The organism is Proteus sp. NMG38-2, from assembly GCF_020640995.1.
Taxonomy (GTDB): Bacteria; Pseudomonadota; Gammaproteobacteria; order Enterobacterales; family Enterobacteriaceae; genus Proteus.
Window position 1 is genome coordinate 558,442 of sequence record NZ_CP085481.1, and the last position, 24,107, is coordinate 582,548.

Below are 24,107 nucleotides of genomic sequence, written 5' to 3' on the forward strand. Positions count from 1 at the left end.
CAATTATGCTCAAACCAACTCTTTGCGTTGATTTGAAGGCGGGATGGATAATGACTCTCTATATTTCGCAACAGTGCGTCGAGCAACTTGGATACCAAGTTCTGCGAGCATATCAGCCAGTTTACTATCACTAAGTGGTTTCGCTGGATTTTCTGCTGCGATTAGTTTCTTCACTAAAGCCCTGATTGCTGTTGAAGAGGCTTCGCCTCCGCTATCAGTATTCACATGGCTAGAGAAAAAATACTTCAATTCGAAAATTCCTCTTGGGCAATGCAAAAATTTTTGCGTTGTCACTCGAGAAATGGTGGATTCGTGCATTTCAACCTGTTCAGCGATATCCGCTAACACGAGGGGTTTCATATGCTCTTCACCCAATTCGAAAAATGCCTGCTGTGTGTCAACAATGCAATGAGCGACTTTTAATAATGTCTCATTACGGCTTTCTAAACTTTTTATCAGCCATTTGGCTTCTTGTAAATTGTCACGAATAAATTTTCCATCGCTCTCATTTTGAGTTGACTGACCCAATGCAGCATAGGTTTCATTTATACGTAGGCGAGGAATGCTATCTGTATTTAACTCAACTTGCCAGCGTTCACCTGATTTTTTTACCAGTATATCTGGGATAACATACTCTGACTCACTTGTATCAATACTTAATCCAGGTTTAGGATCAAGTGATTGAATTATCTCAATAACCGATTTTAATGTCTCTTCACGTAACTTCGTTTGGCGCATCAATTGGCGAAAGTCGCGATTACCCAATAATTCTAAATGTTGGCTAATGACCAACTGTGTTTCTTTAAGATAAGGGGTATCTGTTGAAAAAGCAGAAAGCTGGATCAAAAGACACTCCTTTAAATCACGCGCTGCAACTCCAATAGGATCAAAGCGTTGAATACGTTTTAATACGGCTTCAACTTCATCAAGCTCTATCTCATCATCGCCCATTCCAAGCAGGATGTCATCTGTTGTAACAGTTAAATATCCTGTTTCATCAACTGCATCGATAATACTTATGGCAATGGCTCTGTCTGTTTCTGTAAACGGAGTGAGATCAGCCTGCCATGTCAGATAATCTTGTAATGAAGCTGTTGTTTCACCTTGATACAGTGGGAGTTCGTCATCCATATAGTCATTACTGGTACCAGAAGGTGTGCCCGCGGTGTAGATTTCTTCCCATTGAGTGTCTAATGGGAGATCGTCAGGCATCTCTTTTTGTTCTAAAGCATCCAGTGTGTCAAACTCTTCAACTTCGTTTTCAGTTGTTGTTTCTGTTGTAGAGTCAGATTGATTTTCTGTATGAGAGGCATCATCTGAAATGGGATCTTGTTGATCGTCGTCTTGTTCGAGAAGAGGGTTGGATTCAAGCGCTTGCTGAATTTCTTGTTGTAATTCAAGCGTCGAAAGTTGCAACAAACGAATAGCCTGTTGTAGCTGTGGCGTCATTGCCAATTGCTGACTGAGACGAAGTTGCAGACTTTGTTTCATAATAATGCGATGAGTCCTTGGCTGTTGTCATCCATGACAGAGTAAAAGTGAATCTAAGATTAAAGGCGGAAGCCTTCACCTAAGTAAACACGTTTAACTTGCTCATTTTCAAGAATTTCTTCTGGTGAACCATGAGCGATAAGGTGACCTTGGCTGACAATATAGGCTCGTTCACACACATCTAATGTTTCACGAACATTATGGTCAGTAATCAGTACACCTAATCCATAATCACGTAGATGCTGGATAATTTTTTTAATATCCAATACTGAAATTGGATCAACACCAGCAAAAGGTTCATCTAATAAAATGAATTTAGGGTTTGCAGCTAACGCGCGTGCAATTTCAACTCGACGGCGTTCGCCCCCTGATAATGATTGCCCTAAGCTGTTACGCAAATGGCTTACATTGAACTCTTCTAATAGCTCTTCTGCACGATCTTTTCGCTGCTCTGGTGTTAAATCATGGCGAATTTCTAAAATTCCCATAATGTTGTCATAAACGCTTAGCCGTCTAAAAATAGAGGCTTCTTGAGGTAGATAGCCTATTCCTTTACGCGCACGTTCATGTAACGGTAACAGAGTGATGTCTTCATCATCAATAGTAATACTACCTGCATCACGAGCGACAATGCCGACAACCATATAGAATGTTGTTGTTTTACCGGCACCATTAGGGCCAAGTAAGCCTACAATTTCACCTGAATTAACATTCAGGCTAACATCACCGACAACGGTGCGCCCTTTGTATGCTTTTGCTAAATTTTCAGCTTTTAACAGCGCCATAAAGTGTTACTTACCTTTGTTGTTAGCACCAGTACCTTTCTCTTGCAACTGGGAAGGCAGTAAAACAGTGGTAACCTGTTTACCTTTACCGCTAAATGCTTCCATTTGCTGAGTTGGGACGAGATAAGTGATCTTATCACCAGTGATATTACTGTCTAATTGTTCAAGATAGGCTTTACCCGTTAAGGTCATTAATTCTTTATCCATTTCATAGGTCATCTTGTCGCCACGACCTTTGATAGGTTTGCCATCATCTTGTAACTGATAAAAAGTTACGGGATTACCAAATGCTTCAATGACGATTTTTTTAGAGTCACCACCAGGGCGTGTAACAACGACTTTATCAGCACGAATATCGATAGATCCTTGTTTAATTACAACATTTTGTGTAAATGTCGTGACATTTTTCTCTAGATCAAGCGACTGTTTTTCTGAATTGACAACGATAGGTTGTTGCGTGTCATCTTTAAGCGCCATCGCAGGTACACTTATTGCTAATAATGTACCGATAATCAGTGTATTACGGATTTTTTGATTCATTTGGGATCTCATAATAGGTGTTTACCTTTTCAATCAGCTCTGCGTGTTTCTCGCGCAGATTGCCTCGCATTTTTAAGCCGACTGATTTCAGTCCGACGCCGATAATAGTCACTTCATCATCAGAGGAAACATCCTGTGTATCCAAATTCGCGATAGCGTTATCAGTGCTTATTCTCTGTAGTTGAGAGTCATCCGCTAAGCTATCAATTTGAACATCGCCATAAAGATAGAGCATTTTACTGTTGGTTAGCTTGGCTTTATTGGCGCGCACGGTCCATGTTGCATCCCCTGTCGGCGAATAAGTGGTTAAGACAGGGTTAGTAAACCATGTAAACTTTTGCTGAGCATAGTTTTTGACATCATCAGCAACGAGTTTATATCCAAGTATACCTGTTGGCTCGTAAACAAAAGATATCGATGATTTAGATTGATAAGTTGGTTGACCATCATCAACAACTTCACTATCACCGAATTCAGTGTTGTTAGTATAGTTCCAGCCAATTAGCCCAAGGGCGATAATTGCAAGAATTAAGGTAAACCAGGATTTTAATTTATTCATTCTGTGTCGTTATACGTTAAATCGAAAGACCTTTAGCTTCTTCAAGCCGACCTTGAGCTAAAAGGATTAAATCACATAATTCTCGTACTGCACCACGCCCACCCATAATGCGAGTAACGTAGTCCGCCCGAGGTGTGAGTAATGGATGTGCATCGGCAACCGCGACGGAGAGTCCAACTTTTTCCATTACAGGTAAATCTATCAGGTCGTCACCAATATAGGCAGTTTGTTCATGTTTAAGGTTTAGTGTATCTAACAGTTGTTGATACGCCAAAAGCTTATTATGCTGACCTTGGTAAAGATATGTAATGCCAAGCGTTTTAGCACGATCTTCTAACAGCTTAGATTGACGACCTGTAATGATAGCAACCTCAATGCCTGATGTAAGCAAACAACGAATGCCATACCCATCACGGACATTAAAAGCTTTTAGCTCTTCGCCATTATTGCCCATATAAATGAGTCCGTCCGACATAACACCATCAACGTCACAAATCAGCAATTGGATTTTTTCTGCTTTTTTGATGACTTGCTCGCTTACTGCACCATAACAAGTTTCTATCATTGTATTCATTTTTATCCTTCGAACGTTATGACTAGCTTATACAACACCGGCTTGTAATAGATCATGCATATGTAAAACACCTAACAGGATATCACTATCTTGTTCTGTTACTAACAACGAGGTGATATGTTTTGCTTGCATTAAATTTAGTGCTTCAACGGCTAAACAATCAGGGCGAATACGAATACCTCCTCTTGTCATCACATCAGAGATTTTGGCATTGTTAAGATCAATTCCTAAATCAAATATGCGTCGTAAGTCACCGTCAGTAAAGATACCGTTAATCAACATACTATCATCGCAGATTACCGTCATACCTAATTTTTTACGGGTAATCTCAACAAGTGCTTCGCGTAACGTTGCGTCTTTAGTAACGCGAGGGATATCAGCGTCTTTATTCATTAAGTCACTCACATGAAGGAGTAATTTACGACCTAATGCACCACCAGGATGAGAAAGGGCAAAATCTTCAGCAGTAAAGCCTCGCGCACGTAAAAGTGCGATGGCCAGCGCATCACCCATCACTAATGTTGCTGTTGTACTTGTTGTGGGAGCAAGTCCTAAAGGGCAGGCTTCTTTAGGAACTTTGATACAAAGATGAATATCAGACGCTTTCCCCATTGTACTTTGAGGAGTGCGTGTCATACAAATCAGTGTTATCTGTTTGCGTTTCAGAACCGGAATGAGGGCGAGGATCTCACTGGCTTCACCCGAGTTTGAAATCGCTAGAACAATATCTTTTTCTGTGACCATGCCTAAATCGCCATGACTTGCTTCACCGGGATGAACAAAAAAAGAAGGTGTTCCTGTACTGGCAAATGTTGCAGCAATTTTATGCCCAATATGGCCAGATTTACCCATACCCATCACAATCACTCGACCCTGGCAGTGAAAAATCTTTTCACAGGCAAGCGTAAAATCATCGTTGATATATTGTTCTAGTTCAGCTAACCCATCACGTTCAATATGAAGGACTTTTTTGCCCGCTTGCTGAAAATCAAACTCGGTCATTTTTTTGTACCATTTATTTTAGGTTAAGAGAGAATGTGCAACGCACAACACCGTAATATAAACAATAAAGCAAACTAATAAGAAGATCCCTTTTCCTCGATTAAGGCGCCGTTTCCGCCCTAAGGAAAAGATAGAGAACAATAAACTAGCCACACCAAGTACAGCAAAACTAAAATAAAACGTATTGATATTAAATGTACTTGGTGAAAGTAATGCTGGCATTCCTAACACAAATGTCAGGTTAAAAATATTAGCACCTATAATATTTCCTAACGCTAATTCATTTTCACGTCTTAGCGCTGCAACAATGGTTGTCGCTAATTCAGGTAAGCTTGTTCCAATAGATAGCAAGGTTAAGCCAACAAAAAGGCCACTAAGATGATACTGTTGCATTAGAATAAAGACATTATCTAATATCATTTGAGTCGCAACTGGAATAATCAGTAAGGCAATAACGACCCAAAAAAGAGCAACTGAATTACGAGGATTTGTCTGTAATTCAAAACGGGTTAAGGTTTCTAAAGGTAATACATGGCGCTCTTGTGTAAGTGTTTTATGCATCGTTTTTATCATGAGAAAGATAGATGCAAAACCAATAAAAAAGAGCAAAGTACCTTCTCTCAGCCCTAGGTTTCCACTAGATAAAATAATACCCACAAGCATGATGACGATAATCATCAATGGAAGCTCTTTTTTCAGTACTGCAGATTGTATGTTCATGGGGTAGATCATCGCCCCAATGCCCGCAATAAGAAGGAGATTGGTAAGTGTAGAACCAATAGCAGTACCAATAGCAATGTCAGGTAAATTATGAACCGAGGCATCGGTAGAAACAAAAAGTTCAGGTAATGATGTGCCAGTGCCTACAATTAAAATACCGATAACGGCGGGGGGAATTTTTAACGATTGCGCAAAAACGCTCGCACCATAGACTAATCGGTCTGATGCATAAACAAGTAGCATCAATCCAAAAATTAAAAGAGACAAAGTAATCAACATGCCATCAGTTTTCCGACAATGAGCAAGTAAAGAAAGAAAAAACCAATAAGACAGGGCTGATAAAAAAACATATTGTCAAAAGGTTTTGCTAATTCACCATATTTTGACTAGCCAAGCACGAAAAGTAAAATTAACCGTGCAATAAATTGCTAAATAGTGGTGATTTCTTTGTAACATAACGAATGACCTGCCAAAATAGCGTAAAAATTTGTTTATGCAGACAGGCTTGAGGATGTTTTATTCATGAACGCACAATCTGACAATCTAATTGAAGTGCGCAATATGAACTTCACTCGTGGTAGTAGGAAGATCTTTTCTGAGATTAACCTTGTTGTACCTAGAGGAAAAGTGACTGCAATTATGGGCCCTTCTGGGATTGGTAAAACAACTTTATTACGCCTTATGGGAGGACAAATTCTTCCTGATAGCGGCGAAATTTGGTTTGATGGCGATAATATTCCGGCGCTATCACGTTCTGCGTTGTATCACGCAAGAAAGAAAATGAGTATGCTTTTTCAGTCTGGTGCCCTTTTTACCGACATGAATGTATTTGAAAATGTAGCCTTTCCACTAAGAGAGCATACAAATTTACCTGAAGCGCTTATACGTACAACGGTGATGATGAAGCTTGAAGCCGTGGGTTTACGTGGTGCTGCAAGTTTAATGCCTTCTGAGTTATCAGGTGGTATGGCTCGAAGAGCCGCATTAGCCAGAGCCATTGCGCTTGATCCCGAATTAATTATGTTTGATGAACCTTTTGTTGGGCAAGATCCTATCACTATGGGCGTACTTGTTAAGCTGATTGATGAGTTAAATCATGCACTCGGAGTGACGTGTGTTGTGGTTTCTCATGATGTGCCTGAAGTGTTGAGCATTGCCGATTACGCTTATATTGTTGCGGAGCAAAAAGTTATTGCTCAAGGTAGTGCAAAAGAATTACAGGACAACCCAGATAGGCAAGTCAGACAGTTTTTAGATGGAATTGCTGATGGCCCGGTACCTTTCCGTTTTCCTGCGGGAGATTATCAGGACGACCTATTAGGACGAGGAAATTAGTACGTGGTAAATTTATTAGCTCGTATTGGCGCTAGAGCGTTAGCGATTTTTGCAACATTCGGTAGAGCTGGCATTATGCTCTTTCGTGCATTAGTCGGTAAACCAGAATTCCGTAAACAGTGGCCTCTTTTAATGAAGCAGCTGTATAACGTTGGCGTTCAATCTTTATTAATCATCATGGTGTCTGGTCTATTTATTGGCATGGTGCTGGGATTACAAGGTTATCTTGTACTGACAACATTTAGTGCTGAAGCCAGTCTTGGCATGATGGTGGCTCTCTCTTTGTTACGAGAATTGGGCCCTGTGGTAACCGCATTATTATTTGCAGGCCGAGCAGGTTCTGCATTAACAGCGGAAATTGGTTTAATGAAAGCCACAGAACAAATTTCTAGTTTAGAAATGATGGCAGTCGATCCTTTACGGCGAGTCGTTGCACCCCGCTTTTGGGCCGGTTTAATTAGCATGCCATTGCTTTCACTTATTTTTGTTGCCATCGGTATTTGGGGTGGTGCCATTGTTGGTGTGGATTGGAAAGGGATCGATGAAGGCTTTTTCTGGGCATCTATGCAAGGTGCCGTTGAATGGCGATTAGATTTAGTGAATTGCTTTATTAAGAGTGTCGTTTTTGCCATTACCGTCACTTGGATAGCGCTCTTTAACGGGTATGACGCAATCCCAACATCAGAAGGGATTAGCAGAGCAACAACACGTACTGTTGTTCATTCATCGTTAGCCGTATTGGGTTTAGATTTTGTGCTAACAGCACTGATGTTTGGGAACTAAGTCATGCAAAGTAAAAAAATTGAAGTTTGGGTTGGTCTATTTGTTCTGATTGCGCTAGCCGCTGTGATTTTCTTATGCCTAAAAGTGGCTGATATTAAAGAAATGGGTAATCAACCAACTTATCGCGTTTATGCCAGCTTCGGTAATATTGGTGGGTTAAAAGAACGTTCCCCAGTTAAGATTGGTGGTGTGGTGATTGGTCGTGTTTCTTCTATCACATTAAAAGAAGAAGATGAAGGGAACTATCGCCCTGAAGTCGCGCTCGATATTCTGAGTATTTATGACCACATTACAGAAAGTAGCTCACTGTCTATTCGTACATCTGGTTTATTAGGTGAGCAGTTCCTTGCATTGAATTTAGGTTTTTATGATGAAGCATTAGATTCTACTCTGCTTAAAGACGGAGGACGGATCACTAATACTAATTCAGCAATGGTACTAGAGGATCTCATCGGTCAGTTCCTTTATAAAACAGGAGATGGTGATGGTTCAGCAAAATCTGAATCTGAACCGACTGAAGAACATCCAGCATTACCTTAATCATTAATTCTTATAGGATGTATTTATACATTTAATTAAGTAAAGCATCCTATTATTAAAACTTTTTTAGGAGAGCGAAAGTATGTTTAAACGCTTATTGATGGTCGCACTGTTAGTCATTACACCTTTTGCGATGGCTGTAGATAAAACCAATCCATATATACTGATGGAAGATGCCGCACAAAAAACGTTTACTAAATTAAAAAATGAACAGCCTGAAATTCGTAAAAATCCTGAAGTTTTGCGCCAAATTGTTCAACAAGAATTATTGCCATATGTACAAATTAAATATGCGGGTGCATTAGTATTAGGGCCTCATTATCGTACTGCAACACCAGCTCAACGCGATGCTTATTTTACTGCATTTGAAGCGTACCTTGCTCAAGTATATGGTCAAGCATTAGCGATGTATGAAGGACAAGAATATCGTATTGAGCCAGCAAAACCGTTCGCAGATAAAACAAACCTCACTATTCGCGTTACCATTATTGATAAAAATGGTCGCCCACCTGTTCGCCTTGATTTCCAATGGCGTAAAAACAGCAAAACAGGCGAATGGCAAGCTTATGACATGATTGCGGAAGGTGTCAGCATGATCACCACAAAACAGAATGAGTGGTCAGATATTTTAAATTCTAAAGGTGTTGATGGTTTAACAAAACAGTTAGAAATTAGTGCAAAAACACCAATCACACTGGATGAGAAAAAATAACATGTCGTCCTCGTTAAATTGGGAAAAAAAGGGCGATATCCTCTTTTTTCAAGGAACGTTAGATCGCGAAACGTTATTACCTGCTTGGCAGCAACGTAAAGCATTATTAACCGATATCAATATTATTGATATTTCGGCATTGAGTCATATCGATTCAACAGGATTGGCGCTTTTTGTTCACCTAAAAGCAGAGATGGAAGCACAACATCGCCAATTTATTATTCAAGGCGTAAGTGAGCGTTTTCAGACTCTTATTACTCTCTATGATCTTGATGAAATTATGAATATTGCCTAATACGGGTTTTAACTAAAAGCAATTAAAACGCCCCCTTCGTGATACTTTTATCATTAAGGGGGTTTTTGATGGTTTAAGAGTAGGGCGGATTCCATTAGGATAGACGACTGATTATTATTTTAACGTTGAGATTGAGCAATTATGGATACAAATGAAATCAAACAAGTATTAATGGACAGCCTGTCTTTAGATGAAGTCATCGTTAACGGTGACGGCAGTCATTTTCAAGTTGTCGTTGTTGGCGCTATGTTTGAGGGAATGAGCAGAGTAAAACAACAACAAACCATTTATGCCCCTTTGATGGAATATATCGCAGATAACCGTATTCACGCTTTGTCTATTAAAGCCTACACACCTGAAGAGTGGAAGAGGGATCGTAAACTTAACGGGCTTTGATTCAGTAGGTATACAGCGTACAGCAAAATAAAAAAGAGAGTTCTACAGATGGATAAATTTAGAGTACAAGGACCAACCTGTTTATCAGGTGAGGTCACTATTTCAGGCGCAAAAAACGCTGCATTACCAATCCTGTTCGCTGCGATCCTTGCCGAAGAGCCAGTAGAATTAACCAATGTTCCTAAGTTAAAAGATATTGATACAACGATTAAATTACTTAATCGCTTAGGAACTAATGTTGAACGTAACGGCTCTGTTTTTGTTGATGCTCGTAATATCAACGAATTCTGTGCACCTTACGAGTTAGTTAAAACCATGCGTGCTTCTATTTGGGCATTAGGGCCGTTAGTCGCTCGCTTTGGTCAAGGTCAGGTTTCTTTACCCGGTGGTTGTGCCATTGGCGCTCGTCCTGTTGATCTTCATATTACAGGTTTAGAGCAATTAGGCGCTGAAATCACGCTTGATGAAGGTTATGTAAAAGCTCGTGTTGATGGGCGATTAAAAGGCGCACATATTGTCATGGATAAAGTGAGCGTGGGTGCCACTATCACTATTATGACTGCAGCAGTGTTAGCCGAAGGTAAAACTATCATCGAGAATGCGGCAAGAGAGCCTGAAATTGAAGATACCGCTAATTTTCTTAATACATTAGGTGCCAAAATCAGCGGTGCAGGTACAGACAGTATTACTATTGAAGGTGTAGAACGCCTTGGTGGTGGTACTTATCAAATTCTACCTGATCGTATTGAAACGGGTACTTTCTTAGTTGCGGCTGCTGTTTCTCGTGGCCGCGTTGTTTGTCGTAATGCAAAGCCTGATACGTTAGATGCAGTGTTGGCGAAATTACGTGAAGCGGGTGCAGATATAGAAGTTGGTGAAGATTGGATCAGCCTTGATATGCATGGTAAACGTCCTAAAGCGGTAACCTTGCGTACAGCACCGCATCCTGGGTTCCCGACTGATATGCAAGCACAGTTTAGCCTTTTAAACTTAGTTGCCGAAGGCGCAGGAATGATCACAGAAACTATTTTTGAAAATCGTTTTATGCATATTCCTGAGTTAATTCGCATGGGTGCTCATGCTGAAATCGAAAGTAATACGGTGTTATGTCATGGTGTTGAAAAACTTTCAGGCGCACAAGTGATGGCGACGGATTTACGTGCTTCTGCAAGTTTAGTCCTTGCGGGGTGTATCGCTGAAGGTACAACTATTGTGGATCGTATTTATCATATCGATCGTGGGTATGAAAATATTGAAGCTAAATTACAAGGATTAGGGGCGAAAATAGAACGTTTACGCGCTAATGACTAATTTATTTTAGCTAGCTTTTTTAGCCATTTAAAACCATAGTACATTGTTGTGCTATGGTTTTTTATTTAGTTCAAATTAATTATAAGTTTTTAACTAAATTAACAGCATCGTTATTACTAATATTCTCACGAACATAATTTTTTATCATAACTCTATTTGATACAATAAGAGACGGCCATTTATTTTCCCATGCACGATAAGCATGCCAAGAATATCCTATGGAATAATCTTTAGCCATGTGATCCATTGAATGAGATACTGCTTTAAGATATATATCTTCTAATGGGGTGCTTTTTATTTCAATGATAGTTGCAAGATAGATTAGCCAATTTGCCAAATGAACATATTGTTCCCAAGCACTATTTTCACTCGTTAGTTTTATTTTTTCCTGTATTATTTTCTCTATCATGTTCATGGTTTTTTTATCTGTCACTTTAGCACCAAAGGCAGCTAATGATATTATTATTTCATAAAAACTATTTTCTACTCTTAAGAATTTTTCAGAAAAGCTATGATTTCCATGTAGTACTTTTTTTATATTTTTTATTGAACTTTCAACGGTTTTTTCTACTTCTATTATTTTTGAATTTAAATTTTTAAAAAAATCATGAATATTTAAATCATCAATAACTCTAATACCATAGCAATGAAAATAGTATTCTTTTAAGTAGGATTCTATTTTCTTTCTAGATACTAAAAACATAGAAGAACCAATAACATTTTCCCGTGAGAAATTTTTGTACTCATTAATAATTGCTTTTAGGTTAGTATCTCCAAGAGAATAGCCTAATATAACAATTGTATTTTCATAAATCATAGAGCTTATTTTTTTAGAAAAATAAGAGTTATAGTTTATAAATTTAAAATAATCATCAGAAGTAACAACCATATTACTTGGTGAATCAATAGAACCATGCACGTGATAAATTTTTATTTTTGAAGACGATTTGGGAATTGGTAATCCAGGAGCAAGGGATTGGCAATGATCAATTGAAAGCATATGTTCAATCAATTTATCATAGTTTGTTGTTATTATTCTCAGAGAATTATTTTCCAAGAATTCTTCTATAGGTTCGTTATTTTTAGATAATTTGATATCTTTTATAATTTCTGCAATTTTCTCATGTAAATTTTTATCTCTTTTTTGGTATTCAATATAAATAACTTGAGCCGCCTCCTCTAAGCTTAATGGATTTTTACCATTATTAGGGAATAAAGATTGTTTTATCTTTTCTAAACCACTCAATTCATCACAGACTTTCTCAAGTAATTCTTGCCAACTAGGTACTTTATTTTTTGTTAATGCCTTTGAAAATCCAGTACCTGTAAACAAACATAGTCGATTAGTCACTGTTGAATAGGCTATTTCATATATTTCATTCATTTTTCTTGCCCCATTTTTTGTAATATAGGTAAGTTAAATCATCTAACTTGAAATTAATAAAATCACTACTATTCATTTTTACCGGTGGTAATTCACTGAATATAAATAAGTAGAGGGGTTGTACTGGTTTAGAAAAAGCGATCTTATCTAATTCTTGTCGAGATGTTCTCTTATATTCTGAACTATCGACAAGTCGCTCAGTAATAAAAAATGTTGGCTTACATTTTAAATTACCTGCTCGCATTTCATTATTAAAACGAACAAGGTAATAATTATCTATCCGTTTAATCCATGCCTTACCAAAGTACACTCGTGGCTCATCGATATACTCACTGAGATCTTTTTTATCATTAACATGAATGAAGAAGTCTCTTAAATGAATTCTTCCTTCAGCAGTATTTAGAAAGAAATTTTCTTTATTAATAAAAGCATTAACTAGCCCAGATAAACGCTTTCTTGCATGGCGTGTTTTATTTATATTTTCTTCATCAACATCCTTTCTTTTTAAGCTTTTTTTTATACTATTATCTTCTTCTAAGACAGGTACATCATGAATTTTATTTTTATAAGGAGATGAGAGATCAAGTTCAATAGTATCATCTAAAATAAAAGGGAGTGCTTCAGGATCTTCATGTGTTTTCTTTATTTTACGAAATTCACTTTCTTCACTAATTCCTATTTTGCAGGCATCACTGTGTTCAGAAACAAATTTAAAGTAAGGGATCCTTTTACGTAATCGACTAGGTTTATCAAGATTGGCGCATGTTACTTGGGCGTGACAATCAGGTTCAGTACATTCAAAAAGATGTTTTGATGTTATTCTATTTTCTGAGAATAATTTATCGGCATCTTCTGCTGTGATATCTCTATTTAACTCAAGACTTTTAGCTAATTCTATTTTCATTGAATGCCTCTTTATACTTTATTAAATAATACATATCACAGGATTTCTAAATTTTCTTCTGGTGAGTTTAGATTTGTGCTCTATACGATAATAAATAACTATTTAGGACTATTAACCTATAAGATAGACAAGAGAAATATAATAATCATGTATTATTTCTTTCATTATAATGTGACATGTTTATTATTTTTTAATGATAATAATCAGATAATTCATAAGGCATTTCTTTCGTGGCAAGATACAGTAAGAAAAATAAACCTATTTTAGAAAAAACGCGATGAGCTGAAAGAAAGGAACAAATATGCAGGTAACAAGGAAACAAGAACGCCTTATTCGCCAAGCACTTGATAAATGGCAGCAATCTGGTGAGATTTCAGAACAAGAACATCAGCAATTAGGAAGTACGTTGCAATGCATTCCCTTTGATTGGAAACGGTTGAGTCGTTACGCGTTTTGGATAGCGATTGCGTGCTTGATTATTGCTGTTGGTAGTATCTTTAGTGATAGCGCATTAGTTTATTATTTAATTGAAATTTTTAGTGTTTCTGAAATTATGCGTGTGATATCTCCGGCACTTATTGCCTGCATACTTTATTTTTGGGGATTTAAACGTCAGCGAAAAGAAACACAATGGCATTACAGTACTGAATTTATTCTCTTTTTAGGTGTGATGTTTACCGCTATTTTTCTTTGGCAACTAGGAGAATTGCTGGATACGGGAAGTGGTCATATTGCCCCTCTCTTTTTAATTGGTTGTGTGATTTATGGTGTGATTGGTTTTATCAGTCGTTCCTCGTTGGTGTGGTTATTTTTCTTACTGATGTTAGGGAATTGGTTTGGCGCTGAAACGGGTTATATGTCAGGTTGGGGCGCTTATTGGTTAGGGATGAACTATCCTATTCGTTTCGTTCTCTTTGGTGCAGTATTATTAGCGGGCTGTTATTTCTTACAAAATGTGTTGGCACACCGTCGTTTATTTATCATGACAAAAATAATGGGACTTACTTATCTCTTTATTGCGTTATGGATAATGTCTATTTTTGGTAATTATGATCCTGATACTTGGTATCGTACTTCAAGTGTGAATTTGTTACCTTGGGCACTGTTATTTGGTGTTGTTTCCGTTATTTGTATCTATATCAGTCTTAAAACCGATGATGGCATGTTAAGAGGCTTTGGCCTGACATTCCTAGGTATTAATCTTTACACTCGTTTTTTTGAATATTTCTGGGATAGCTTACACAGTGCGATTTTCTTCTTTATTTTAGCGATTTCATTGGTTTTAATTGGACGGAAAGCTGAAAAAATTTGGCATGCTGTTGAACATAATTCACTCGCGAATAAACCGAATAAAAATGAATAAAATTTCGCTTTATTCGTTGTTGTAATAGGAGATTACTTTGATAGAGAAACGCAGTTGTCACCTTCCACTCGAAGTGAGTTGTGTTGCTTGTCATTATCTTGTCTTTAAAGACAAAGATGAGGCCTTTTTTGAGATCTGTCCGGTTTGTGGCTGGCAAAATGATGGTACTAAAGAAGGCGAATATAGCGGTTGTAATCACAGCACGTTAGAGGATTATCGTAATACAGAAAGTTTTCAAGAAAGTTGCTTACAAAGTGCGACATTTTATATGAAATCTCCCTATTAGCGGGTTATAGGGAGATTATGTGTGAGTTAAGATTCTGGTTGGTATTCCGAAATAGTCACATCAACATTTAACTCATTACCCTCACGTAATAACGTAACGGGCAATACTGTGCCGGGGCGAGTCTCTGCAATATAGTCCATCATTTCCATGGCAGAAGTTGCAGGCGCATGGTTGATGCTAAGAATGATATCACCTGTTTTTATGCCTGCTTTATCTGCTGGACTGTTTGGTGAGATCCGGAAAATACGTAGCCCTTGGATTTGTTTAATATCAGTATTTGACGAGCGAATTCTTGGTAATTCTTTAGCTGTGATACCGATAAAACCACGAATAACACGACCATCACGGATAAGTTTATTCATGATTTTTACAGCCAATTCGGTTGGAATAGCAAAGCCTAAGCCTTCAGCACTTGGGCGATACCCATTGTAGGTTCCTGAGTCAAACGTCATGGTATTAATACCCACAAGTTCGCCCTCTGTATTAATAAGTGCTCCACCTGAGTTGCCTTCATTAATTGAGGCATCTGTTTGTAGAAAATTTTGGTAACGTGTTGGACTTAACCCCACCCGGCCTGTTGCACTAATTATCCCTTGAGTAATGGTTTGCCCAATATTAAATGGGTTACCAATAGCAAGTACAACATCTCCTACATGTGAGATCCGTTTACTATTAATAGGGATCGTCGGAAGTTTCTCTGCATCGATTTTTAAAACGGCTAAATCAGTTAAAGGATCGGAACCAACAAGTAAGCCTTCATAAAGATCACCATTTTGTAATGCAACAATAATCTGATCAGCATTATTAATAACATGTTGATTTGTTAGAATATAACCTCGCCCATCCATAATAACGCCAGCACCTAAAGAGGTCAGTTCGCGACCTTCTTGAGAAAAGCTTCCCATGGTACTGCTATAAACATTGACGACTGCAGGGGCAGCACGACGTACCGCCGTATTGTAGCTAAACGGCGCATTGAGAAAATCACCATTAATAAGGTGTTCAATAAAAATAGGACGAATCGAAGGGACTGCAATCAAAAGAATTGCTGCTGTTAAAAGGCCAATCAGTGTCGATCGCAGTAACTTAGTTAACATAAAAATCCTGTATTTATGTCTGACCGTGAGATTATTTGCGTAGCAGTGATGAGAATAGCATAGTTTAACTTATGAAAGCATCGCTCAGTGCATAATATCCTATTTTAAGCTAATGACTCTTATCAAAAATTAACATAAAAAAAAGCCCTATAATCAATATTACAGGGCTAAGGAAATCAATAAATTAGATAGGTGAAAGCTTACTTCTTAGCGCGGTGTATTACGTAACAGCAGGTAAATTTCATCATTACCACGCTGTATGTTTAATGCAAGAACAGGGGGTTTAGCATCAATGGCTTTACGTAAATCGCCTAATGATGCTATTGGCGTATTATTGATACCAATAATCAGGTCGCCTTTCTGTAAACCAGATGCCGCCGCCGCTGAATCTTTCTCTACAGAATCTACAGCAACAGCTTTGACTTGTTTGTTTAAGTAGTTACTTAATGTGGCGCCTTGTAGTGCAGGAGAGAAGTTATCTGCGCGTGTTGCATCTGCTGATTGTTTCTCTAATGTCACTTTGACATCCATTGGTTTACCTTGACGGATTAAGCCAATCAGAATTTCTTTACCTGGAGGTGTTGTTCCAACCTTAGCTCGTAACTCTGCAAAGCTATTGATACGTTTTCCATCAACAGAAATTAAAACGTCACCCGGTTTAATACCTGCTTTTGCTGCGGATGAATCAGGTAAAACTTCGCTGACAAAAGCACCACGTTGTGCATCAATATTAAAGGATTTCGCCAGATCAGAATTCATTTCTGTGCCACGAATACCTAAAATGCCACGTTTAACTTCGCCATGAGAGATCAGTTGTTGGCTAAGATCTCGTGCCATATTACTTGGGATTGCAAAGCCGATACCGATATTGCCGCCTCCTGGTGCTAAAATAGCGGTGTTAATTCCGATTAACTCACCATTTAAGTTAACTAATGCACCACCAGAGTTACCACGGTTGATAGAAGCATCTGTTTGAATAAAGTTCTCTAAACCCTCAAGATTTAAGCCACTACGGCCTAACGCGGAAATAATACCGGATGTTGCGGTTTGACCTAAACCAAATGGATTACCGACAGCAACAGCAAAGTCACCAACGCGCAGTTGGTCTGAGTCCGCCATTTTTATTGCTGTTAAATTTGTTGGTTTTTCAATTTGCAGTAAGGCGATATCTGTTTGTGGATCGCTACCAATTAATTTGGCGCTAAATTCACGACCATCATTAATTTGTAGTTGAATTTTATCTGCACCATCAACAACGTGGTTATTGGTTAATACATAGCCTTTTTGTGCATCAATAATGACGCCTGAGCCTAAGCCTTCAAAAGGGCGAATACTTTGTTGTTGTGATGGAAAGTTAGGACCAAAGAAAAATTTAAACTCTTCAGGCACTTGTTGGCTTTGTACTCGTGTTCCTGAAACATGCACACTGACAACGGCTGGTAGCACTTTTTCTAACATAGGTGCAAGGCTTGGGAGTTGTTCTCCCGACGGCATAACTGCAGGTAATGCAGCCATGCTGGTTGCTGGGATAGTTGAGAGTGAAAGTCCGACACTCATTGCTAATGCACTAAGTAATAATTTTCTTTTTTTAGTCAACATGAATTAGAGTCTCTTGATACAGTTATCAAAATAAAATTTATTGCTCAAAATGAGCACGATGTCATTAAGACCTGTACTAACAAAGGAAAGTTCATTAAGACATGATGCACTTTGCTTTCTTTTACACGGATTTACAAGACAAAAGCTATCTTTAAAACCATAGCAAATAATTGCCATTTTATGGTATTTAATAGAAAGAAAAACGCCACAATAAATGTGGCGTTTTAGTATTAATTGTCTTTTTTATCTGTAGGTCTGAACAATCCAGATGCCCCTTCGGAATAATCACGAGGTGGCATTTTTATTGGGGATTGATCATTTGCTGCTTCAGATTCACTTAATCGGTAATTAAATGGATTATCTTGAGCTGGCATATCTGGCATGAGCTCATTAGAGCTTTTTGCCATATGTTGGTAAAGCTGACGGTAATCTCTCGCCATGTTATCTAATAGTTCAGCGCTTCTAGCAAAGTGGCTGACAAGCTCATTGCGATAAGTATCCAGTTCTTCTTTTTTTGTATCTAACTCTGCTTTTATAGCATCTTGTTGGCGAAGGGTGCTGTTACCGTAACGCATTGCGAGTGCGCCGATAATAAGACCTACAACTAATCCAATCAGTGCATAAACCCAAACCATGGCAACTCCTTTTCATCTAATAGTGAGGACGATGGATTCTTATAACATCATAACCGCTAAAAGGCATGGGTGGAATAATATCCTTAAGCTTAATATGAAATTCCTGTGTTACGTTGATGTTAAAACAATTCTTAATGCTTATAATAGAGACATTCGACAGACACAACCTAGTATGTCAGAAAATTAAGGATAAGAGGGCATTCATGACTGTTAGTACGCCGTTATCACTTTATGAAGCCGCATTGATGCAAGGTGATTATCAACCTGACGATGTTCAGCGAAAAACTGTTCTCCATCTTCAACAGATATACCATGCATTATTAAAAGAGACTCCACCAGAAAAAAATTCGTTAACACAACGATTGTTCGGGCGAATTCGCACAAAAAAACAGCTTGTTGCACCAGAACGTGGTTTATATATGTGGGGCGGAGTGGGACGAGGTAAAACATGGCTTATGGATATGTTTTATCAAAGTTTACCAACAGAGCGAAAGTTGCGACTCCACTTTCATCGTTTTATGTTACGTGTTCAAGAAGAACTAAAAAGCTTACAAGGACAAGAAGATCCACTAGAAATTATTGCTGATGGCTTTAAAGCACAAACAGATGTACTTTGTTTTGATGAGTTTTTTGTTTCTGATATTACGGATGCCATGATTTTAGGCACGTTATTAGAAGCGTTATTTGCCAGAGGGATCACTCTAGTCGCAACATCGAATATTCCTCCTGACGAGCTTTATCGCAACGGATTACAGCGTTCTCGTTTTTTACCTGCAATAGAACAAATCAAACATCATTGCGACATTTTAAATGTTGATGCAGGTATTGATTATCGTTTAAGAACGTTAACACAAGCACATCTTTTCTTATCCCCATTAAGTGATAAAAACCGTCAAGAAATGGAGAGGGTTTTTTCTCACTTAGTCACCAGTGAACCACAAACCGATGTGACTTTAACCATTAATCATCGGCCGATGAAAGTCAGAAAAGTCGCTAATGGTGTACTGGCAGTTAATTTTGCAACCTTATGTGTGGAAGCGCGTAGCCAGCTTGATTACATCGAGCTTTCTAAGCATTATCATACAGTTCTATTACATGAAATGACGCAAATGAACGCGTTAAATGAAGATGTTGCTCGTCGGTTTTTAGCATTAGTTGATGAATTTTATGAACGTAGAGTGAAACTGATTATTAATGCAGATGTTGAAATGAATGCGATTTACCAAGGTGATTTTTTACAGTTTGAATATCAGCGTTGCCTTTCTCGTTTGCAAGAGATGCAAAGTGAAGAATATTTGGTGCAACCTCATCTTGCTTAATGTTTAATTCTTGAAGAAAGTCATCTTTCATTATGGTAGGATGGCGCAGGTTAAGTTGCTTGATGTTTTTTTATATGAAAATAGAAAGCATTAGGCAGCTTACAAACGCTCTGGAAAGGAACAATTCTTCTCTTCAGGTAGCAAGAATTTATCAGTCAAATCAGAAAAAAGTGCTAAATTCGTTTTTTTCACTGAAATATTGAAAAAGAATTCAATTGTTTTTCAATTATGACTCGATTTTTTTTTCTGACTTCTCTATAATCTTGCGACCCCACGTTGCAGCAAGTTTTTTATTTCCCAAAAAACTCGCATTTTAGAGTCAGCAGTGCTACTCGAAGGGGTAGGTTTGCTGGACACAAGAGTCGTGTGAACCTCAATAGTATTTGAACCGAGCGTTCACCAACGTGTAACTAAACATTGGGTAATTTTCAATAATGAAAACTTTTACAGCTAAACCAGAAACCGTAAAACGCGACTGGTATGTTGTTGATGCAGACGGCAAAACTTTAGGCCGTTTAGCAACTGAAATTGCTAGCCGTTTACGCGGTAAGCACAAAGCGGAATATACTCCGCACGTTGATACTGGTGACTACATCATCGTTTTAAACGCTGAGAAAGTAGCCGTAACTGGTCACAAACGTACTGACAAAGTTTACTACCGTCATACGGGTCACGTAGGTGGTATCAAACAAGCGACTTTCGAAGAGATGATCGCCCGTAGTCCTGAGCGTGTAATCGAAATCGCGGTAAAAGGCATGCTGCCAAAAGGGCCACTGGGTCGTGCGATGTATCGTAAACTGAAAGTTTACGCAGGATCTGAGCACAACCACGCGGCACAACAACCGCAAGTTCTGGACATTTAATCGGGATAATAGGCAATGGCTGATAATCAATACTACGGCACAGGTCGCCGCAAAAGTTCTTCCGCACGTGTCTTCATTAAGCCAGGTAGCGGTAATATCGTAATCAACAAACGTAGCCTAGAAGTTTACTTCGGCCGCGAAACAGCACGTATGGTTGTTCGTCAACCGCTGGAATTAGTTGATATGCTGGGTAAATTAGATTTATACATCACTGTTAAAGGTGGTGGTATCTCTGGTCAAGCTGGCGCGATCCGTCACGGTATCACTCGTGCACTGATGGAATATGATGAGACTCTACGTTCTGATCTGCGTAAAGCTGGTTTCGTTACCCGTGATGCGCGTTCTGTTGAACGTAAGAAAGTGGGTCTGCGTAAAGCACGTCGTCGTCCACAGTTCTCTAAACGTTAATTTGTTATCTTTTAGATATCAATTTGATGTTGAAAACCCGTCTTCACAGGCGGGTTTTTTATTTTTGATTAATTTGTGTTTATTGATAATAAAAACATAATCTTGCTAATGTATTAAGACGATAGTCACGAAAACAGGTGTTATGTAAGATAACCAAACGATTAAAAAACCCATTTTTTGGATATTTAATCTAAATAATTTTATTTTTTAATATTATAATCTTACTTTTAAGGCAATGTGGCATATTATATTGAATTATTTGCATGAGCCCCCCTAAGTAACATGAATTCTGGTAGAATAACGGACTTCGGTGTCTTTCTTTCTCTAATTTCACAATGTTGCCGATGGTGTATCAACAATAGTGTCTGTTATTCATTTTAAAGCAATACCAAAATTATTATCACAATAATGATTGTTGAATGATTATTTTGGTATTACTTGATAATGATATGTGCCGCAAAGACAGGTGAGTTTTTAACTCTGTAGAATAAGATTATCCCGCGATAACACTTTTTATACAGGTAGTTACCCAATGTAGTTAATAACTTAGAGACTTATTTAAGTTAACTGCGTTTGTGTGCTTGTCTTTTAGGAATGGGGAAATGGAAAAGGTATTGTGCCAATTCATTTCTTTAATTGATTAACTTGGAGGTTTTCATGGCTGTCGCTGCCAACAAACGTTCGGTAATGACTTTGTTTTCCGGTCCGACTGATATTTTCAGCCATCAGGTCAGAATTGTCCTAGCGGAGAAAGGTGTCAGTGTTGAAATTGAACAGGTTGAAGCTGGTAATCTTCCACAGGATCTTATCGATCTGAACCCTTACCAAAGTGTGCCGACTTTGGTCGATCGTGAGCTGACTCTGTATGATTCACGTATCATCATGGAATACCTTGATGAGCGCTTCCCTCATCCTCCTTTAATGCCAGTTTATCCAGTTGCTCGTGGTAGCAGCCGTTTAATGATGCATCGCATCGAGCATGATTGGTATTCTCTAATGAACACCATTGAGAAAGGAACAGAACAACAAGCCAATGCAGCTCGCAAACAGTTAGCTGAAGAGCTACTGGCTGTATCGCCTGTGTTTAAAGAATATCCTTACTTTATGAGTGAAGAATTCAGCTTGGTAGATTGCTATTTAGCTCCGCTTCTATGGCGTTTACCAGTATTAGGCGTGGATTTAAGTGGTGCTGGTGCTAAAGATGTACAAATTTATATGCAACGTGTTTTTGAGCGTGATTCTTTCCTCGCCTCATTAACCGAAGCAGAGCGTGAGATGCGCTTACCTTCAAGAGGGTAATAAAGTATGGAGATTATGGATATGTCTCCGCGTCGTCCGCATTTATTACGTGCGCATTATGACTGGATCATTGAAAACGAATTAACACCACATTTAGTTGTTGATGTGAATATTGATGGTGTTCAAGTTCCAATGGAATATGCGCATGACGGTCAAATTGTACTAAATATTTCATCTCGTGCTGTAGATAGCTTAGAGTTAACACCGTATCAGGTTTTATTTAGTGCAAGTTTTGGTGGCATACCTCGTAAAGTGCGAGTGCCTATGGCTGCTATTATGGCTATTTATGCGAGAGAAAACGGTGCGGGAATGATGTTTGAGCCAGAGCCAGCTTATGAATCTGGTGCATCATTACAGTTTGCTGAAGATGAAAGTGAAGAGAATACTTTAACGCCTGTTAATGAAGGCTTATCGCTTGTCACTGATGGTACGGTAGAAACCGATACATCTTCACCGGATGATGATCCTGAGCCACCTCGTCCAACAGGCCGTCCGTCATTACGTGTTGTGAAATAAGAGAGTATCTTATTTGTATGAATGAAAAGCCCAGCTTACTTGAACTGGGCTTTTTTTATGTACAAAAAAAGCACTCTATATTGCTATAGAGCGCTTTATTGAATTGCATTACTGAAAAACTATTTCAGTAGCTCTTCTAAACAGCCTGTGTAAAGATTAACAGCAGTCATTAATTGTTTTTCATCGAAATCAAAGCCTGCTTGGTGGTGACCTGCAGTTCTATCGGCACCAACAACGAAATACAGTGATTTACCACCACAGCGTTGTACACGTTTTGCTAATACAGTCGCATCTTCACTTCCCCCAAATGGGCGAGTAGCAACGGCGGTTAACTCTGCATGTTTACCAACGACTTTGGTCATGACATCAATGAGTTCTTGGTCGTTTGTGAGGTCAACGGCTTCACCCATAATTTCGCTTTCCATTTCTAACTGGAAGCTATGCGCTGCACCTTCAGCCATACGTACTGCATTGGCAGCCATAAAACTGTTGATCTCTTCATTTTCACCGCGAACTTCAATTTGCATTTCAGCATTAGCTGGAGTGACATTACGGCCTTCACCGGCTTTTAATACACCGATGTTGATACGTGACATCCCTTTACCATGGCGAGAAATACCCAGCATTTGTGTTGCTGCGTGGCAAGCGCCAGCTAATGCATTACGACCTAATTCTGGCTCTGCACCTGCGTGAGATGGCGCACCTTTAAAACGGAAGTCATATTTAGTAGTACATAAGAAATGTGTTGGATTAATAACAATTTCACCACTATTTGCGATAAAGCCTAAGTGCGCCCCTAAGAAGTAATCGGCATCATCTGCGATACCACTTTCAGCCATCGCACGAGCACCACGAACACCTTCTTCAGCTGGTTGGAATAAGATTTTAACTTTACCAACAACTTTATCTTTATTTTCAACTAGCCAGTGAGCAACACCTAAACCGATAGAAATGTGTCCATCGTGACCACAGGCGTGCATTTCGCCAGCATGACAAGAAGCAAAGTTCTCGGCATGAGGACGGTGTTTAGCTTCTGTTGCTTCGTTAACACCCACACAGTCGATATCAAAACGCAGAGCTACAGTTGGACCTGCTTTTCCGCTATCAAAGATAGCCACACAACCTGTTAGTTCTTTCATTTCATCAAGTAGAGCTTCATCAACTTTATGCTCTCTTGCAACAGCTAGGCCTTTTTCAACAACTTGACGACGGCGGCCAAAAGCAAACTCTTGATTGATAACGTCTGGGCCAACTTTAACTTCTAAACCTAAGCTACGTAATTCTTTGACAATTTTCGCTGTGGTTAAAAATTCTGACCAACCAATTTCTGGGTATTGGTGAAACTCACGACGCCATTTTATTAATTTTTCTAGTGTAATTGCTGACATATT

At 38.6% G+C, this 24,107-nt stretch carries 27 protein-coding genes; 14 read left to right on the plus strand and 13 right to left on the minus strand.

The window, feature by feature from the left end:
• Positions 1 to 9 precede the first annotated feature (9 nt).
• From rpoN to LG402_RS02770, 7 genes are read right to left on the minus strand one after another with little or no spacing between them, the layout of a single operon-like run.
• Entirely contained in the window at positions 10 to 1,491 is a 1,482-nt protein-coding gene (rpoN, locus tag LG402_RS02740) for an RNA polymerase factor sigma-54 (protein ID WP_166539202.1), read from the minus strand.
• 59 nt (positions 1,492 to 1,550) lie between these two features.
• Positions 1,551 to 2,276: an LPS export ABC transporter ATP-binding protein gene (lptB, locus tag LG402_RS02745; protein ID WP_072069775.1), complete on the minus strand. Its 726-nt coding sequence runs from the start codon at positions 2,274 to 2,276 to the stop codon at positions 1,551 to 1,553.
• Between the two features lie 6 nt (positions 2,277 to 2,282).
• The gene (lptA, locus tag LG402_RS02750; protein ID WP_109409258.1) at positions 2,283 to 2,816 is read right to left on the minus strand and encodes a lipopolysaccharide ABC transporter substrate-binding protein LptA; all 534 of its coding nucleotides are present in this window, start codon (positions 2,814 to 2,816) and stop codon (positions 2,283 to 2,285) included.
• Positions 2,797 to 3,375, minus strand: coding sequence for an LPS export ABC transporter periplasmic protein LptC (lptC, locus tag LG402_RS02755; RefSeq protein ID WP_166539201.1), 579 nt, complete (start codon positions 3,373 to 3,375; stop codon positions 2,797 to 2,799). Before lptC ends, lptA begins: the two co-directional genes overlap by 20 nt.
• 16 nt (positions 3,376 to 3,391) lie before the next feature.
• Positions 3,392 to 3,949 (minus strand): 3-deoxy-manno-octulosonate-8-phosphatase KdsC, encoded by a 558-nt coding sequence (kdsC, locus tag LG402_RS02760; RefSeq protein WP_109409259.1) that lies wholly within the window; start codon positions 3,947 to 3,949, stop codon positions 3,392 to 3,394.
• A gap of 27 nt (positions 3,950 to 3,976) precedes the next feature.
• Complete coding sequence (gene kdsD, locus LG402_RS02765; RefSeq protein ID WP_109409260.1) at positions 3,977 to 4,951, minus strand: arabinose-5-phosphate isomerase KdsD; 975 nt, start codon at positions 4,949 to 4,951, stop codon at positions 3,977 to 3,979.
• A gap of 18 nt (positions 4,952 to 4,969) precedes the next feature.
• Entirely contained in the window at positions 4,970 to 5,950 is a 981-nt protein-coding gene (locus tag LG402_RS02770) for a calcium/sodium antiporter (RefSeq protein ID WP_109409261.1), read from the minus strand.
• 243 nt (positions 5,951 to 6,193) lie between these two features.
• Here LG402_RS02770 and mlaF point away from each other — a divergent pair, with 243 nt between their 5' ends.
• From mlaF to murA, 7 genes are all read left to right on the plus strand, one after another.
• Entirely contained in the window at positions 6,194 to 7,006 is an 813-nt protein-coding gene (gene mlaF, locus LG402_RS02775; protein ID WP_072069769.1) for a phospholipid ABC transporter ATP-binding protein MlaF, read from the plus strand.
• 3 nt (positions 7,007 to 7,009) lie between these two features.
• Positions 7,010 to 7,789 carry a lipid asymmetry maintenance ABC transporter permease subunit MlaE gene (gene mlaE / locus LG402_RS02780; RefSeq protein ID WP_072069768.1) on the plus strand — a complete coding sequence of 260 codons (780 nt, stop codon included), beginning with the start codon at positions 7,010 to 7,012 and terminating at the stop codon, positions 7,787 to 7,789.
• 3 nt (positions 7,790 to 7,792) lie between these two features.
• Entirely contained in the window at positions 7,793 to 8,329 is a 537-nt protein-coding gene (gene mlaD / locus LG402_RS02785) for an outer membrane lipid asymmetry maintenance protein MlaD (RefSeq protein WP_227336386.1), read from the plus strand.
• 82 nt (positions 8,330 to 8,411) lie between these two features.
• Positions 8,412 to 9,041, plus strand: a complete 630-nt coding sequence (gene mlaC, locus LG402_RS02790) for a phospholipid-binding protein MlaC (RefSeq protein ID WP_227336387.1) — start codon at positions 8,412 to 8,414, stop codon at positions 9,039 to 9,041.
• A 1-nt stretch (position 9,042) separates the two neighbouring features.
• On the plus strand, positions 9,043 to 9,336 hold the full coding sequence (gene mlaB, locus LG402_RS02795; RefSeq protein ID WP_166539200.1) for a lipid asymmetry maintenance protein MlaB: 294 nt from the start codon (positions 9,043 to 9,045) through the stop codon (positions 9,334 to 9,336).
• A 141-nt stretch (positions 9,337 to 9,477) separates the two neighbouring features.
• The gene (gene ibaG, locus LG402_RS02800) at positions 9,478 to 9,732 is read left to right on the plus strand and encodes a BolA family iron metabolism protein IbaG (protein ID WP_006535338.1); all 255 of its coding nucleotides are present in this window, start codon (positions 9,478 to 9,480) and stop codon (positions 9,730 to 9,732) included.
• Between the two features lie 48 nt (positions 9,733 to 9,780).
• Positions 9,781 to 11,043, plus strand: a complete 1,263-nt coding sequence (gene murA, locus LG402_RS02805) for a UDP-N-acetylglucosamine 1-carboxyvinyltransferase (RefSeq protein ID WP_109409265.1) — start codon at positions 9,781 to 9,783, stop codon at positions 11,041 to 11,043.
• A 79-nt stretch (positions 11,044 to 11,122) separates the two neighbouring features.
• Here the strand turns inward: murA and LG402_RS02810 are convergent, their stop codons facing one another.
• On the minus strand, positions 11,123 to 12,427 hold the full coding sequence (locus tag LG402_RS02810; RefSeq protein ID WP_227336388.1) for an SIR2 family protein: 1,305 nt from the start codon (positions 12,425 to 12,427) through the stop codon (positions 11,123 to 11,125).
• Positions 12,420 to 13,331: a hypothetical protein gene (locus tag LG402_RS02815; RefSeq protein WP_227336389.1), complete on the minus strand. Its 912-nt coding sequence runs from the start codon at positions 13,329 to 13,331 to the stop codon at positions 12,420 to 12,422. Before LG402_RS02815 ends, LG402_RS02810 begins: the two co-directional genes overlap by 8 nt.
• A 301-nt stretch (positions 13,332 to 13,632) precedes the next feature.
• On the opposite strand from LG402_RS02815, the gene LG402_RS02820 reads away from it, so the two are divergent.
• Positions 13,633 to 14,694: a DUF2157 domain-containing protein gene (locus LG402_RS02820; protein WP_227336390.1), complete on the plus strand. Its 1,062-nt coding sequence runs from the start codon at positions 13,633 to 13,635 to the stop codon at positions 14,692 to 14,694.
• 37 nt (positions 14,695 to 14,731) lie between these two features.
• Positions 14,732 to 14,980 (plus strand): CPCC family cysteine-rich protein, encoded by a 249-nt coding sequence (locus LG402_RS02825; RefSeq protein ID WP_109409269.1) that lies wholly within the window; start codon positions 14,732 to 14,734, stop codon positions 14,978 to 14,980.
• Between the two features lie 26 nt (positions 14,981 to 15,006).
• On the opposite strand, the gene degS is transcribed toward LG402_RS02825, so the two are convergent.
• The 3 genes from degS to zapG form a co-directional block, all read right to left on the minus strand.
• Entirely contained in the window at positions 15,007 to 16,077 is a 1,071-nt protein-coding gene (gene degS / locus LG402_RS02830; protein WP_109409270.1) for an outer membrane-stress sensor serine endopeptidase DegS, read from the minus strand.
• Positions 16,078 to 16,284: 207 nt separating this feature from the next.
• The gene (gene degQ, locus LG402_RS02835) at positions 16,285 to 17,676 is read right to left on the minus strand and encodes a serine endoprotease DegQ (protein WP_166539197.1); all 1,392 of its coding nucleotides are present in this window, start codon (positions 17,674 to 17,676) and stop codon (positions 16,285 to 16,287) included.
• 230 nt (positions 17,677 to 17,906) lie between these two features.
• Positions 17,907 to 18,311, minus strand: coding sequence for a Z-ring associated protein ZapG (gene zapG / locus LG402_RS02840; RefSeq protein ID WP_036933053.1), 405 nt, complete (start codon positions 18,309 to 18,311; stop codon positions 17,907 to 17,909).
• A 203-nt stretch (positions 18,312 to 18,514) separates the two neighbouring features.
• Between zapG and zapE the strand changes: the two genes are divergently transcribed.
• The 5 genes from zapE (at position 18,515) to sspB (ending at position 22,716) form a co-directional block, all read left to right on the plus strand.
• Positions 18,515 to 19,630, plus strand: a complete 1,116-nt coding sequence (zapE, locus tag LG402_RS02845) for a cell division protein ZapE (RefSeq protein ID WP_166539196.1) — start codon at positions 18,515 to 18,517, stop codon at positions 19,628 to 19,630.
• 434 nt (positions 19,631 to 20,064) lie between these two features.
• Positions 20,065 to 20,493, plus strand: a complete 429-nt coding sequence (rplM, locus tag LG402_RS02850; protein WP_006535327.1) for a 50S ribosomal protein L13 — start codon at positions 20,065 to 20,067, stop codon at positions 20,491 to 20,493.
• Between the two features lie 15 nt (positions 20,494 to 20,508).
• Positions 20,509 to 20,901, plus strand: coding sequence for a 30S ribosomal protein S9 (gene rpsI, locus LG402_RS02855; protein ID WP_004245284.1), 393 nt, complete (start codon positions 20,509 to 20,511; stop codon positions 20,899 to 20,901).
• Positions 20,902 to 21,558: 657 nt separating this feature from the next.
• On the plus strand, positions 21,559 to 22,200 hold the full coding sequence (sspA, locus tag LG402_RS02860) for a stringent starvation protein SspA (protein ID WP_023582862.1): 642 nt from the start codon (positions 21,559 to 21,561) through the stop codon (positions 22,198 to 22,200).
• A 6-nt stretch (positions 22,201 to 22,206) separates the two neighbouring features.
• The gene (sspB, locus tag LG402_RS02865) at positions 22,207 to 22,716 is read left to right on the plus strand and encodes a ClpXP protease specificity-enhancing factor (RefSeq protein ID WP_166539195.1); all 510 of its coding nucleotides are present in this window, start codon (positions 22,207 to 22,209) and stop codon (positions 22,714 to 22,716) included.
• 119 nt (positions 22,717 to 22,835) lie between these two features.
• On the opposite strand, the gene LG402_RS02870 is transcribed toward sspB, so the two are convergent.
• Positions 22,836 to 24,104 (minus strand): amidohydrolase, encoded by a 1,269-nt coding sequence (locus tag LG402_RS02870; RefSeq protein WP_072069755.1) that lies wholly within the window; start codon positions 24,102 to 24,104, stop codon positions 22,836 to 22,838.
• Positions 24,105 to 24,107: the final 3 nt, after the last annotated feature.

Coding starts and splice junctions, on each gene's coding strand:
- lptC (WP_166539201.1), bottom strand. CDS start 3,375: ATGAATAAATTAAAATCCTGGTTTACCTTAATTCTTGCAATTATCGCC.
- lptB (WP_072069775.1), bottom strand. CDS start 2,276: ATGGCGCTGTTAAAAGCTGAAAATTTAGCAAAAGCATACAAAGGGCGC.
- degQ (WP_166539197.1), bottom strand. CDS start 17,676: ATGTTGACTAAAAAAAGAAAATTATTACTTAGTGCATTAGCAATGAGT.
- kdsC (WP_109409259.1), bottom strand. CDS start 3,949: ATGAATACAATGATAGAAACTTGTTATGGTGCAGTAAGCGAGCAAGTC.
- zapG (WP_036933053.1), bottom strand. CDS start 18,311: ATGGTTTGGGTTTATGCACTGATTGGATTAGTTGTAGGTCTTATTATC.
- LG402_RS02870 (WP_072069755.1), bottom strand. CDS start 24,104: ATGTCAGCAATTACACTAGAAAAATTAATAAAATGGCGTCGTGAGTTT.
- mlaF (WP_072069769.1), top strand. CDS start 6,194: ATGAACGCACAATCTGACAATCTAATTGAAGTGCGCAATATGAACTTC.
- LG402_RS02815 (WP_227336389.1), bottom strand. CDS start 13,331: ATGAAAATAGAATTAGCTAAAAGTCTTGAGTTAAATAGAGATATCACA.
- LG402_RS02770 (WP_109409261.1), bottom strand. CDS start 5,950: ATGTTGATTACTTTGTCTCTTTTAATTTTTGGATTGATGCTACTTGTT.
- ibaG (WP_006535338.1), top strand. CDS start 9,478: ATGGATACAAATGAAATCAAACAAGTATTAATGGACAGCCTGTCTTTA.
- rplM (WP_006535327.1), top strand. CDS start 20,065: ATGAAAACTTTTACAGCTAAACCAGAAACCGTAAAACGCGACTGGTAT.
- sspA (WP_023582862.1), top strand. CDS start 21,559: ATGGCTGTCGCTGCCAACAAACGTTCGGTAATGACTTTGTTTTCCGGT.
- sspB (WP_166539195.1), top strand. CDS start 22,207: ATGGAGATTATGGATATGTCTCCGCGTCGTCCGCATTTATTACGTGCG.
- LG402_RS02820 (WP_227336390.1), top strand. CDS start 13,633: ATGCAGGTAACAAGGAAACAAGAACGCCTTATTCGCCAAGCACTTGAT.
- rpsI (WP_004245284.1), top strand. CDS start 20,509: ATGGCTGATAATCAATACTACGGCACAGGTCGCCGCAAAAGTTCTTCC.
- kdsD (WP_109409260.1), bottom strand. CDS start 4,951: ATGACCGAGTTTGATTTTCAGCAAGCGGGCAAAAAAGTCCTTCATATT.
- mlaB (WP_166539200.1), top strand. CDS start 9,043: ATGTCGTCCTCGTTAAATTGGGAAAAAAAGGGCGATATCCTCTTTTTT.
- degS (WP_109409270.1), bottom strand. CDS start 16,077: ATGTTAACTAAGTTACTGCGATCGACACTGATTGGCCTTTTAACAGCA.
- lptA (WP_109409258.1), bottom strand. CDS start 2,816: ATGAATCAAAAAATCCGTAATACACTGATTATCGGTACATTATTAGCA.
- mlaD (WP_227336386.1), top strand. CDS start 7,793: ATGCAAAGTAAAAAAATTGAAGTTTGGGTTGGTCTATTTGTTCTGATT.
- zapE (WP_166539196.1), top strand. CDS start 18,515: ATGACTGTTAGTACGCCGTTATCACTTTATGAAGCCGCATTGATGCAA.
- mlaC (WP_227336387.1), top strand. CDS start 8,412: ATGTTTAAACGCTTATTGATGGTCGCACTGTTAGTCATTACACCTTTT.
- murA (WP_109409265.1), top strand. CDS start 9,781: ATGGATAAATTTAGAGTACAAGGACCAACCTGTTTATCAGGTGAGGTC.
- rpoN (WP_166539202.1), bottom strand. CDS start 1,491: ATGAAACAAAGTCTGCAACTTCGTCTCAGTCAGCAATTGGCAATGACG.
- LG402_RS02810 (WP_227336388.1), bottom strand. CDS start 12,427: ATGAATGAAATATATGAAATAGCCTATTCAACAGTGACTAATCGACTA.